Origin of the sequence: Sphingorhabdus sp. (genome assembly GCF_041737645.1) — a bacterium.
Taxonomy (GTDB): Bacteria; Pseudomonadota; Alphaproteobacteria; order Sphingomonadales; family Sphingomonadaceae; genus Sphingorhabdus_B.
On the sequence record NZ_JBGSRI010000046.1, the window covers coordinates 157,601 to 169,755 of the forward strand.

Sequence of the window (12,155 nt, forward strand, 5' to 3'; positions counted from 1 at the left end):
GAGAATTAAGCAAAGGCCTAATCATGGATTTGAAGCGGATTGACTCGCTGTTTGGGCAGCGTCGCGAAGGGCATACCTTGCCGCAGGGTTTGTACACGGAACAAAATAGTTTCGATTTCGACATGACCGCGATCTATGGCCAGAGCTGGTTGATGGCCGGTCTGGAGTGCGAGTTACCGAAGGCAGGCAGCTATGTTTCGTTGATGGTCGGGAAATGGCCCGTTCTGATTACGAAAGATCGCCAAGGCGAAATCCGCGCTTTCCACAACAGTTGCCGTCATCGCGGATCAATGATCTGCGCGCCGGGCAGCGGCACATCACCAAAGCTTGTATGTCCCTACCACCGGTGGACATATGATCTTGACGGGTCTTTATTTGCGGCGGGTCGTATGCCGGACGACTTTGAAAAGAGCGAGCATGGTCTGAAACCAGTCGCGATCGAGTGCATATCCGGCACGATTTTCATTTGTCTTTCCGATACCCCTCCCCCGATGGATGATTTTCGGGAAAAGCTCGAACTCTATGCCGCTCCGCATCATCTGAAGGACGCAAAACTTGCGTTTCAAAGTGTCCTTGTCGAAAATGCCAACTGGAAACTGGTGATGGAAAATGGTCGCGAATGTTACCATTGCAGCACGGGCCATCCTGAACTTTCCAAAACCTTCCCGGTCGGTATGTCCAAACATTTCGACAGCGGCCATGACGCCCGGGTCATCGCCTTCGAAGCCGCAATGGAGGCGCACAACCTGCCGCAAACGCCAGTCGAAGGCCATTGGTGGCAAATCGCACGCTTTGCACTGAATGAAGGCTGTGTTTCGATTTCAAGTGATGGCCAGCATCTGTCCAAGAAACTGATGTGCGACGCTAATGAAGGGGACATCGGATCGATGCGTTGGGCGGTAGACCCGCATTGTTTCGTTCATTGCACAGCCGATCATGCCTTCATGTTCAGCGCGATGCCGGTTGGGCCAGAAGAAACCCATGTCACCGGCAAATGGTTTGTGCATAAAGACGCCGTGGAAGGTGTCGATTATGACATTGAAAAACTGACCGCGCTTTGGACGACGACCAATCTGGAAGACAAGCATTTGGCCGAAAATAACCAGGTCGGCGTGCATAGCCCCGGTTACACCCCCGGCCCATATTCGCAAGAGGCAGAGATGCTCGCACAACGCTTTACCGACTGGTATTGCGACAAAGGACGTGCCTATATTGCGGCCCATGCCAATGGATAATCCAAAGGGGATGCGCCCCGAAACGCTTGCTGTTGCTTATGGCTATGACGCCCAGATGGGTATGGGTTCGGTAAAGCCGCCGATATTCATGACCTCCACCTTTGTGTACCCGTCCGCGCAACATGCCAAGGATGTGCACGAAGCCTATTTCGATGGAACCGGGCCCTTGGTGGGTCAGACCAACCATATCTATTCGCGGCTCGGTCATCCTGGTCTGGACTTTTTGGAAAAGCGTCTCGCCGCGATTGACGGTGCTGAAGAGGCGGTCGCCTATTGCAGTGGTATGGCCGCCCATTCCAGCATCGCGCTAGCGCATGTGCGCGCTGACGATAGCGTCTTGCATGGCCGCCCCATCTATGGCGGCGTCGATATGCTTTACAACAGCATCATGCCACAATTCGGATCGCATGCCGCTGCCTATCTTGACGGAACGGACGACGCCGATGTGCGCGCCGCAGCACAGGCGGCCATGGCGAAAGGTCCGCTCAAGCTGATCATTGCCGAAACTCCTGCCAATCCGACTGCGGCTATGGTCGACCTTGATCTGATGGTCCGGATGGCCGACGAAGTTGGCGCGCTTCAGGGGCATCGTCCGCTGGTTGTTGTCGATAACACCTTGCTGGGCCCTTTCGCACAACGTCCGATCGAACATGGCGTCGATTTGTGCATGACGTCACTTACAAAATATTGCGGCGGGCATAGCGACTTGCTGGCCGGCGGCGTCAGCGGGCGAAAAGAATTGATCGAGCAATTGCGGATGCAACGCACGACATGGGGCAATCATCTGGATCCCTACACATCGTGGCTGGTCCTTCGATCGCTGGAGTCCGTCGCTGTCCGCACCGAACGTGCAATGACCAATGCCCAAACGGTCGCTGAATTTCTACGCAGCCACCCCAAGGTTGCAGGCGTTACCTATCTCGGCTTTCTCGAACAAGGCACACGGCCACGCGCCGTATATGACCGCCAATGTAAAGCTGCAGGGTCGACATTCTCCTTCCACCTTCATGGCGCAGAGGCAGAGGCATTTCGCATGTTGGACAATTTGCAGCTTCTGAAAGTGGCGGTCAGTCTTGGCGGTTCGGAAACGCTGATCTGCCATTCGGCGAGCACAACGCATTATGCCGTGCCGCCCGAACAGCGGCGCGCCGGTGGCATTAGCGATGGGACGATGCGGCTCTCTGTCGGGCTTGAACATGTGGATGATTTGATCGCCGATCTGGCGCAGGCACTGGAGGCCGTGTGATGGAACTTAAATTTACCGGAACAGATATCTGCGCGGTCAACGGAACGCGCAGCGCACCGGAAGCGCATTATGAGCTCGTCGTGGTCGGCGCTGGTTCTAGCGGCGTTGCCGCCGCCATCGACGCGGCAAAGGCAGGTACCAAGGTTTTACTGATTGATGAAAACCCGGTGTCCGGGGCGCTGATGGGCAATGACGTGCCGCTCTATTTCGGTGGCCGCATGACGGCGGCGACACAGAATAGCGAGCGTATGCTCGAAGCTATTTTCATGTCGATGCCCGCGTTGGAAACGGCGATGGAGGCTGGGGTCGAACTCTTGCTGGGGACGACCGCCTGGGGTGTTTACCGGAACGGCCCTGGCGTCGCCAGCCTGCCCGATCAGGTGGTCGGCCTTGCCGATAGCGAACGGTCATGGCTGGTTGGCTTCGATCATATCACCCTTGCCACCGGCGCACGAGATCTTGCCATGGCCTTTCCAGGTTGGAACCAACCCGGCGTTATGGGCGCGGCGGCATTGCAGATGTTGCTGACACGCTATGACGCCTTTGCAGGAAACCGCATTTTAGTCCTCGGTTCACACGATCTCGCAATCGAAACGGCGATTCTGGCCCATGCGCGCGGAGTTCATGTTGCTGGCCTCGTCGAAGTACGCGACGAGCCGCAGGGTTCAACGGAGTTGCAGGCAAAACTGGCAGCAACGGGCATCGCAATCTATTGCGGCACCACCATCACATCGGCCAAAGGCGGCATCGATGGTATCGAATCCGCGGCGCTTTCCAATGGCCAAGAGATTGCGTGTGATACCATCTGCGTTGCGATTGGCTTGATTCCGTCGATTGAACTGGTCGATGCCATGCACGGTGGGCGCACGCTGAATGCGACACGCGGCGGCTATGTCCCAGTTGGCGAAGCAACGGTTTCGGCCGTGGGCGATTGCGCCGGCTTGACCGATACGAGTTTCGACCATGTCGCATACCGCATGGATTGGATGCAGGCGCTCACCGCCATCAGCGCCGACGACACCGTCATTTGCCAATGCGAGGAAGTGACGCGTGCGGACCTGATCGGGGTGCAGCCGCCCAATTATCTGGTTCGCCCTGCACCAATGTGCGCCCGGTCACTGGACACATTATTGCAGGATGGCCCCGCCAACCCTGACCAGATCAAGCGCCTGACGCGGGCGGGCATGGGCGTGTGCCAAGGTCGCCGATGCCGCGATCAGGTGGCCATGTTGCTCGCGCTGGAAGCAGGGCAACCTTTTGGTACCATTCCATTGGCATCGCATCGCGCACCGGTTCGTCCGTTGCCTATGAAAATCATGGCTGACTGGAATGAACCCGAAGCCATGACGGCGGCCTGGGATGTCTGGTTTGGAATCCCGACCCAATGGGTTCCGCTGGAAGATCTGGGCACGCAATATGAAGAGGACCATCGCCAGATGCTCTATACGGGGATGTACGAATGAGCGGGTCGGAAGTTGTCATCGTCGGCGGCGGCGTCACGGGTTTGAGCGCCGGCTGGTGGCTGGCCCGTTCGGGCGTCAAGGTCACCGTCCTCGATAAATTCATTGTCGGTTGGGAAGCTTCGGGCCGCAATGGTGGTGGGGCATCCCACTATCAAAGCCCGCTATTCGATGAAGAACAGCGCATGTGGCCGCAAATGGACGAATTGCTCGGTTACCCCACCGAACACCAGAAAGAACGCATCATCATCGCGATGACCGAACGGCAGTGGGAGCAATATCGCTTTGTTGCCGAACGCCACCACCGGCTGGGTCATCCGGTCGAAGTTCTGGATGTGAAGCAGGTGCAAGAGGCTGTGCCATTGGCGGGGGATAACTGCTTGGGCGGCGTCCATTACAAATTCGGCGGCCACGCCAACCCGCAACGCAGTGTGCAGGCCTATGCTTGGGCCTTGCAGGATCTGGGCGGAAAGATTGTCCAGCACACCCCCGTCACCGGCTTTGAAACTGCAGGCGGGAAAGTCACTGCGGTCAAAACGGCGACCGCGACTTATGGCTGCGATGCGGTAGTTGTTGCCGCCGGACCACAGATTCCGCAATTGATGGCGCAGTTCGGTATAGATATTCCGCTGGCCCCTGCCCGCGCAGAGATGATTATCACCGAGCCCGCCCCAATGATGCCTATTGGCGGTGTGGATGGACATAAGCTTTATGGCCGTCAAACCATGCGTGGCAATCTCGCTTATGGTGGCGGCCCGCACGAATGGATCGATGTCGATGCGACAGGTCCCAAGGATCGGCCCTCAACGCCCTTGATGCGTAATCTTGCCAGCCGTCTGGCTCAACTGTTACCCAAGGCCGCGCACCTGAACATCATCCGTAGCTGGGCCGGGGTTATTGAAAATTCTCCTGATGGACGACCGATTATCGATCGCCTTACCAGCCCCGATAATGTTGTGGTTGCATCCATGTCCGGCGTCGGCTTTGGCCTGTCGCCCGCATCGGGTCACGCCATCCGCGATCTCGTCATGGATGGCGCCTGTTCCTTTGCCAATATTGACATATTAAAGCTGTCACGCTTCGATAATCTGGAATCCGATTGGCGCGAAAAGCGCGGGTGGATGCCGATTTCATGAATCGCTACTCGGCTTTCGGATTACTGCGGGGGGCGCTGAACGGGCAGAAGCATTGGCAGCCTGCGTGGCGCGATCCGGAACCGAAAGCACGTTATGACATCGTAATCATCGGCGGTGGCGGGCATGGCCTTGCGACCGCTTATTATCTCGCCAAAGTTCACGGCCTTAAAAACATTGCGGTGTTGGAAAAGGGTTGGATCGGTGGCGGTAATACCGGCCGCAATACCACCATCGTGCGGTCCAACTATCGGCAAAAGCCTTTACATGATTTGTTCGAATTCGGTCTGAAATTATGGCATAATCTCAGCGACGAGCTGAATTATAACGTGATGTTCAGCCCGCGTGGCGCGATGTTCCTTGGCCATAGCGATGCCGATATGGTGAAGTTGGCCGAGCGCGGCGATGCCATGCGCTGCGATGGTATCGATGCCGACCTGATGACCCGCGACGAGGTTGCAAAGCTTGAACCGCTGCTCGACATGTCGCGCACCGCCCGCTTTCCCATCGAAGGCGGCTTGATCCAAAAACGCGGCGGAACTGCGCGGCATGACGCCGTGGCGTGGGGCTATGCACGGGGTGCCGATTCATACGGCGTCGACATCATCCAGAAATGCGAGGTCACGGGATTTGTCCGCGATGGCGAGGCGGTCGTCGGCGTCGAAACCACGCGCGGCCGGATTAACGCAGGCCGTGTCGGGATTTGCGTGGCGGGACATAGCGGCCATGTCGCAGGTCTTGCGGGCCTGAAACTGCCAGTTGAATCGCAAACCTTGCAAGCCATGGTGACCGAAGGCGTCAAGCCGATGATCAACAGCGTCATCATGTCACAATCGCTGCATTGCTATATCAGCCAGTCGGACAAGGGCGGCATCGTCTTTGGCGGCGACCCCGACAATTGGCCCAGTTACGCCCAACGTGGGCACCCGATGGTGATGGAAGGTGCCATTGCACAAGGTCTCGCACTTGTCCCTGCACTATCCCGACTTCGAATGGTCCGCACATGGTCAGGCGTCACGGATATGAGCTTTGATGGCGCCCCGATAATCGGCGAAACGCCGGTGCGTAATCTCTTCCTCAACGGTGGCTGGTGCTATGGTGGCTTCAAAGCGACACCAGCGTCCGGATGGACTTATGCCCACACGCTTGCCACCGGCACACCACATTCGTTGAACGCGCCATTTTCGCTCGAACGCTTCATGACCGGGGCGACAATCGATGAGACAGGGACCGGCCCGATGCCGAACAGCCGCTAATGATGTTGATACACTGCCCCCATTGCGGCCCGCGCGCGCAGAGCGAATTTGTTTACGAACGTACTGTCGACTCTGTTGCACCGGCAAATGTGACCAATGATGAAGCCATGCAGACGCTCTTTACCCGAAGCAATCCGCGCGGTGTGGATGACGAGATTTGGCGTCATACCTTCGGGTGCCGGGCGTGGATGGTGGTGACACGCCACCGTGTTACCAACGCGATTTCGGAAGTACGCGCCGTCGGACCGGAGGCTTTGCCATGACCGGCCCTTCGCGTCCCAGCACTGATCAGGGCATAAGCTTTACCTTTGATGGAAAGCACTATCACGCGCGCAAGGGCGATACGCTTGCGGCTGCATTGCTGGCAAATGGTATCGGTCTTGTCGGTCGCAGTTTCAAATATCATCGCCCCCGTGGAATCATGACCGCCGGAATTGAAGAACCCAATGCGCTTGTGACTGTAGGCGAAGCCGGGCGAGCAGAGCCGAATACCAGGGCAACTGATGTCTTTGTGTACGACGGCTTGGTTGCCAAAAGCCAGAATCGCTGGCCTAGTCTATCATTTGATTTAGGGGCATTGTTCGGACTTGCCGCGCCGGTTTTTTCAGCCGGCTTTTATTACAAAACCTTTTTCGGTTCGGCAAAACGCTGGATGTTCTATGAGTATTTCATTCGCAAGGCTGCCGGATTGGGTAATGCGCCACGCGATGTAGACCCGGACCGGTTCAGCCAGCGTGCGGCTTTTTGCGATGTACTGGTGGTCGGCGCAGGCCCTGCCGGCATAGCGGCCGCGCTCGAAGCTACCGAAGCTGGAAAGCGCGTCATTCTTGTCGAGCAGGACAGCATCATGGGTGCTTCGCTGATCCGCGATCCGCAAGCGCTGGACAGCTTATGGGTCGAAGAATGTGCCGAACGCATTCGCGCCGCCGGTGGCCACATTTTGACGCGAACAACCGCTTCCGGCTATTGGGAACATAATCTGGTGACGCTAAGCCAACGACTTGCCGAACCTGGACAAGTGCCATCTCGCGGTGTTGCCCAGCGGCTTTGGCATGTTCGTGCAAATGAAGTCATTTTAGCCACCGGCTCTATCGAACGCCCGATGGCATTCGCGCATAACGACCGGCCCGGTATCATGCTATCGCAAGCCGCACGTACTTATGCGCGGCGCTTTGGCGTGCTTCCCGGAAAGCGCGTGGTTATCGCAACCAATAATGATGATGCCTACCAAACAGCCCTCGCTCTGAAAGCGTCAGGCGCACAGATTGTTGCAATTCTTGACGCTCGTCCAGCTCCTGCGGGTCAAGCTTATGGACTTCCGGTGTGCAATGACGCCATTCCTTTTTCTACCGAAGGCAACCGACATTGTCTGAAAAGCGTTACAGCAAAAGTGGGCGGCATTTCCAAAAGTTGGGATGCCGATTTGCTCGCGGTGTCGGGCGGCTTCACGCCGGTAATCCATCTCCACATGCAATCAGGCGGGACGCTGAAATGGAATGACGCGGCGCAAGCCTTTGTGCCGGATCGTTCATTACAGAATGTTAAAACTGTGGGCGGCGCGGCCAGTCCGGAACCTACGTTTACGCTCACACCAATTTCACCACCGAAAAAGAGCTTTATCGATTTCCAGAATGACGTGACCTTGGCCGATGTCGATCTGGCTTGGGCCGAGGGTTACCGGTCGGTTGAGCATTTGAAACGCTACACGACTCTGGGGATGGCGACCGATCAGGGCAAAACGAGCAATATGGCCGCGTTGTCACGGCTGGCCGAAAAGCAGGGCGTTGCTATACCCGAGGCTGGTCTGACAACTTTCCGTCCGCCTTACACGCCCGTCACCATGGGGCTGCTGGCAGGTGCGGGGGCGAAAGATGCGGGGGCACATAAACGTCGTCTGGCCCTTTATGATGTCCACGCAGCCAAAAACCCTATTTGGCAACCGCTCGGCTATTGGTTCCGGCCAAGGGCCTATCCGATGGCGGGCGAAAGCCTTGCAGAGGCGGCCATGCGTGAGGCGCGGTCGGTGCGGACAGCGGTCGGTATGACTGATGTTTCCACGCTTGCAAAATTTGAAGTCAGCGGGCCGGACGGGGTGACTTTGCTGGAAACCGCTTGCGCGACCAGCGTTGGAAAGCTGGCAGTCGGGCGCGGGCGTTACACTTTCATGTTGCGCGAAGACGGGTTTGTCTTTGATGACGGCACCGTCTGGCGGCTCGATGAAAACCGGTATTTGCTGACCAGTTCCACAGGCGGAGCAGACCGGATGGCGACCCATTTGTCCTATGTACGCAATTATCTGCATCCGGAGTTGCGTGTTTCCGTCGTCAACGTGCAAGAACACCATGCGGGTATTGCCATCGCAGGACCAAAGGCCAAATCGGTTCTGGCAAAGCTGATCGGCGAAGAACCGCCCCGCCATATGTCGACGGTCGCAGCAAAGATTGCGGACGTCGCTGTCCTCGTGCTTGCCGCGAGCTATAGCGGTGAGCGTGCTTTTGAAATTTACGTGGATGCCCGCAACGCAGAACCGGTGTGGGCGCACTGCGAAACAACCGTCGTGGCGGAAGGTGGATGCCTCTACGGGCTGGAAGCGATGGAGTTTTTGCGAATTGAAAAGGGCCATCTGGTGGTGGGCGGCGAAATTGACGGACGGATGTCACCGCAAGATTTGGCGCTCGACAAAATGCTGAACAAAGCGGGCGGGTTTATTGGCGCAGCGGGCCTGAGCCGTCCTGCCCTGTCCGAAGTAGGCCGCCGGCAGCTTGTGGGGCTTGAAGCGATTGAAGGTTCCATTCCCGAAGGTTCCATGCTGGTCACTGCGGACGGACAATCGCCCGAAGGTCATGTCAGCGCATCGGCTTTCCGCATAGTGAACGGCGGGTCCATCGCCTTGGGGCAATTGGCAGGCGGCTTCCTGCGCGGTGGGGAAGAGCTCATCGCCACCTCGCCAACCCGTGGACAGCGGGCGCGCGTGCGCGTTGTCCCTCCCCATTTCTATGACAGCGCGGGGGAACGCTATCGTGACTGATGTAACGGTTTCCAACCTTCCGTCGGCGCCTCTGTGGGCGTTTGAGATCTGGAGCAATCCGGACGCCGTAGCAGCGCGTTTTGCGGCGGCGACGGGCTTTGCTTTGCCGAAAATGGGGACTTCGGGCGGCAACGATGCTTTGCGCCTGATCCGCTATGAGCCAACGGTTTGGCTTGCGGAAGGTGATGCGACCCCATTGCCGTCCATCCTGGACACAGACGGTGCGCTTACCGCCATTGGCGGTGGCGTCACACGGGTGTTGCTGTCGGGTGGGGGCTGGCGTCGACTATTGATGGAAGGCGGCGTGTTTGACGCCGAATGCCCGACATTTGCAGCTGGCTCTAGCGCCGCAACCATTATCGACCATGTCAACATCCGGCTGCATGTGCTGAACGAAGATGCTTGCCTCGCTTATGTACCGCTCAGCTATGCCGAGGGTATCATCCACTTCTGGCAAGAGGCAGCGACGGCTCTAGATTAAGCTATTATTTTGCACGCGGCGCATGGCGCAATTCCATGCCCCGCGCATGGCGTCGCTGGAAACCTTTCCACAATGTCGCATCGGGTGCACCCGGACTATATGCCCCCCAAGGCGTGCCGACAGGCGCATTCCATTCGCCCAAGTCCGAATCTGCAACAGGTACATCCAGATAGTCCCGCATCGCGATTTCGTCCCGCAAATGCACTGCCAGAAAAGCTGTAATGAAATGCAGATTTATTCCGATAATCCGGTCCTGCCGCCAAATCGGATCTTCAAACCAGTCGATATCCCAAACGCTGCTCCGCATTTCGGCTGGCGCAGGATTTAAGGCGATGGAATGACCTGCTTGGCGGTATGTCAGTAAATTTCGATCCGCATTTGTCGCGCTGTTAAATATCGCCAAAGCGCCCGTTTTATAATCGACCACCGGGTCCTGATCGCCCTGAATCAAAAGCAGCGGAGAAGAAATTGCCGCCAGACCTGCTGCCCCCCAGGCGCTTTTCGGAAATCCCCCCCCCGGGGCAAGCGCGATGATAGCTTTCACGCCAGGTACCTTGATGTCACCTGCACCGATGCCGCCCCTTGCCAGGTTTTTCATCATTCCACCGGCGACCAACGCCATGTTGGGTCCTTCGGGATCAAGTGTTGCACCGCCCGCCGTAATTACCCCATATCCGCCCTGCGAATAGCCAATAAGTGCGACATTCGCAGGATCTATCTGGCTACCCAGACGGGCACGGAGTTCACTTGCTACAAACGCAATGTCTTTAGGGCGATAGAAATTTGGCGCAGCCCGCTTTGATGGTGAAGCGATATATGGATTGGGGTCACGATGATGGATCGCCGCCACGACATAACCTTTCGACGCAAGATTCTCGGTCAACCAGGTCATAACTGCAGGGTTGTTGCTGTATCCGTGACTGACAATAACAAGTGGATGGCGGCTTCCAGCCGGATCCGCACCTTCCACCGCGATGCCCTTTTGAGAAAAGCTGACCGATGGTAACGGCGGCTCTCCCCAAAGGCTTCCTGTGTAAGTTACCGCTTTTGCTCGCTTTCGGATATTTGCGGGGTACCAGATATCGACGCGAAGCTGCCGGTCGATCTGGTTGACTGCTTCGCTTTGAAGGCCAACATTTTCGAGATCGGGCTGATTTTTGTGAATGAGGTTTATTGAACGGAAGCCGACACCATTTTTCCCAATACCAGCAAGTTCGGGCGCATCGACGCCTGGAGAGCTGGGCACCTGCGCGAACGACGGCGTCATCGCAAATGATACCGCCAAGAATGTCGTGATTACTTTCACGCCATCAATTCTTCATTCTCAATATCCGCCTTGGGCCAAAGCAATTGTTGCGCGATCCACGGATATTGTTCGATCACCGGCGGGAAAACCTTGTCCCGCAAAACCTGCTGGCAAAGCGCGGCGGTCAAACGGGGAATGTCGCCCAATTCATTGGTGCGCGCGACGACCTGTATCGATCTTGAAAACCGGCCTCTTCGCATTGGTTCAGCGCGCAATTGCGTGAATAATTCCGGTACTGCGGCAAAACATCCCGGAGTCGTAATTGTCCAGCCAAGACCGGCGGCCACCAGAGAGAGTTGCTGATGCGACGATTCCACTTCCACCGACTGCGGCAGTTTTAACTTCATGCGTACAATCTGCCGTTCGATCTGTTGCCCAGTACCGGTAAGCCGCGAAAAGCGGATGAACGGAAGCGTTGATGGCAGGCCAACGACATCGATCGGCTCCCTAAAATCTCTTGGAAAGACAAATATAAAGCTCTCTTCGAATACCGGATGCAGTTCGACTGTATCGCGATGCTCCAGATTAAAGCTGCCAGTGACCAGCATATCGATATCACGGGCTAAAAATTCGCCCTGATGCTCCATCGAAATGCCTGATCTTATATTCCACCGGTCAGCCCGGCAACCCAGCGTACCCAATATGGGGGCGGTAAGCTGATTGGCGAGACTGAAAGACAAAGCGACTGTAACGCTTGATATCGGAAGATTCGCCCCTTCGCGAACCTCATCATACGCAAGCCTTGCGTGTGCGATCAACTTTTGCCCGCGCGCAAACAGAGACTTTCCGCTGGCAGTCAACCCCAATGGTCGCATGGTCCGGTCAAACAGCGGCGCGCCTATCCCCGTTTCCAGCTTTGCAATGGTTTGTGAAACGGCCGACTGGGTAACCTGCAAATGGTTCGCGCATTGGGACATACCGCCCAATTCGACGGTCATCACGAACACTTCCAACGCGTGCAGATCAAATTCTTGTGGCAGTTTCATGCGGCTGCCCTCCCAAGCTAGCTC

At 56.9% G+C, this 12,155-nt stretch carries 10 protein-coding genes; 8 read left to right on the top strand and 2 right to left on the bottom strand.

What is annotated here, in order from left to right:
- Positions 1-23: 23 nt before the first annotated feature.
- From ACEW72_RS08005 to ACEW72_RS08040, 8 genes are read left to right on the top strand one after another with little or no spacing between them, the layout of a single operon-like run.
- The gene (locus ACEW72_RS08005) at positions 24-1,235 is read left to right on the top strand and encodes an SRPBCC family protein (RefSeq protein WP_373475856.1); all 1,212 of its coding nucleotides are present in this window, start codon (positions 24-26) and stop codon (positions 1,233-1,235) included.
- The gene (locus ACEW72_RS08010; RefSeq protein WP_373475857.1) at positions 1,228-2,481 is read left to right on the top strand and encodes a cystathionine gamma-synthase family protein; all 1,254 of its coding nucleotides are present in this window, start codon (positions 1,228-1,230) and stop codon (positions 2,479-2,481) included. The genes ACEW72_RS08005 and ACEW72_RS08010 overlap by 8 nt, the downstream gene beginning before the upstream one ends.
- Positions 2,481-3,944, top strand: a complete 1,464-nt coding sequence (locus tag ACEW72_RS08015) for an FAD-dependent oxidoreductase (RefSeq protein WP_373475858.1) — start codon at positions 2,481-2,483, stop codon at positions 3,942-3,944. Before ACEW72_RS08010 ends, ACEW72_RS08015 begins: the two co-directional genes overlap by 1 nt.
- The gene (locus ACEW72_RS08020) at positions 3,941-5,077 is read left to right on the top strand and encodes an NAD(P)/FAD-dependent oxidoreductase (RefSeq protein ID WP_373475859.1); all 1,137 of its coding nucleotides are present in this window, start codon (positions 3,941-3,943) and stop codon (positions 5,075-5,077) included. Before ACEW72_RS08015 ends, ACEW72_RS08020 begins: the two co-directional genes overlap by 4 nt.
- Positions 5,074-6,330, top strand: a complete 1,257-nt coding sequence (locus ACEW72_RS08025; protein WP_373475860.1) for a sarcosine oxidase subunit beta family protein — start codon at positions 5,074-5,076, stop codon at positions 6,328-6,330. The genes ACEW72_RS08020 and ACEW72_RS08025 overlap by 4 nt, the downstream gene beginning before the upstream one ends.
- Positions 6,330-6,593 carry a sarcosine oxidase subunit delta gene (locus tag ACEW72_RS08030; RefSeq protein ID WP_373475861.1) on the top strand — a complete coding sequence of 88 codons (264 nt, stop codon included), beginning with the start codon at positions 6,330-6,332 and terminating at the stop codon, positions 6,591-6,593. The genes ACEW72_RS08025 and ACEW72_RS08030 overlap by 1 nt, the downstream gene beginning before the upstream one ends.
- Positions 6,590-9,358, top strand: coding sequence for a 2Fe-2S iron-sulfur cluster-binding protein (locus tag ACEW72_RS08035; RefSeq protein WP_373475862.1), 2,769 nt, complete (start codon positions 6,590-6,592; stop codon positions 9,356-9,358). Before ACEW72_RS08030 ends, ACEW72_RS08035 begins: the two co-directional genes overlap by 4 nt.
- Positions 9,351-9,839, top strand: a complete 489-nt coding sequence (locus ACEW72_RS08040) for a hypothetical protein (protein WP_373475863.1) — start codon at positions 9,351-9,353, stop codon at positions 9,837-9,839. The genes ACEW72_RS08035 and ACEW72_RS08040 overlap by 8 nt, the downstream gene beginning before the upstream one ends.
- A 4-nt stretch (positions 9,840-9,843) precedes the next feature.
- On the opposite strand, the gene ACEW72_RS08045 is transcribed toward ACEW72_RS08040, so the two are convergent.
- A complete protein-coding gene (locus ACEW72_RS08045; RefSeq protein ID WP_373475864.1) occupies positions 9,844-11,106 on the bottom strand; it encodes an alpha/beta hydrolase family protein in 1,263 nt (420 codons plus the stop codon).
- Positions 11,107-11,141: 35 nt separating this feature from the next.
- Positions 11,142-12,131: a LysR family transcriptional regulator gene (locus ACEW72_RS08050; protein ID WP_373475865.1), complete on the bottom strand. Its 990-nt coding sequence runs from the start codon at positions 12,129-12,131 to the stop codon at positions 11,142-11,144.
- Between the last annotated feature and the right edge of the window lie 24 nt (positions 12,132-12,155).

Bases quoted from the DNA above. Each gene is read 5' to 3' on its own strand.
- ACEW72_RS08035 (WP_373475862.1), top strand. From the start codon at position 6,590: ATGACCGGCCCTTCGCGTCCCAGCACTGATCAGGGCATAAGCTTTACC.
- ACEW72_RS08005 (WP_373475856.1), top strand. From the start codon at position 24: ATGGATTTGAAGCGGATTGACTCGCTGTTTGGGCAGCGTCGCGAAGGG.
- ACEW72_RS08050 (WP_373475865.1), bottom strand. From the start codon at position 12,131: ATGAAACTGCCACAAGAATTTGATCTGCACGCGTTGGAAGTGTTCGTG.
- ACEW72_RS08030 (WP_373475861.1), top strand. From the start codon at position 6,330: ATGATGTTGATACACTGCCCCCATTGCGGCCCGCGCGCGCAGAGCGAA.
- ACEW72_RS08015 (WP_373475858.1), top strand. From the start codon at position 2,481: ATGGAACTTAAATTTACCGGAACAGATATCTGCGCGGTCAACGGAACG.
- ACEW72_RS08025 (WP_373475860.1), top strand. From the start codon at position 5,074: ATGAATCGCTACTCGGCTTTCGGATTACTGCGGGGGGCGCTGAACGGG.
- ACEW72_RS08010 (WP_373475857.1), top strand. From the start codon at position 1,228: ATGGATAATCCAAAGGGGATGCGCCCCGAAACGCTTGCTGTTGCTTAT.
- ACEW72_RS08045 (WP_373475864.1), bottom strand. From the start codon at position 11,106: ATGACGCCGTCGTTCGCGCAGGTGCCCAGCTCTCCAGGCGTCGATGCG.
- ACEW72_RS08020 (WP_373475859.1), top strand. From the start codon at position 3,941: ATGAGCGGGTCGGAAGTTGTCATCGTCGGCGGCGGCGTCACGGGTTTG.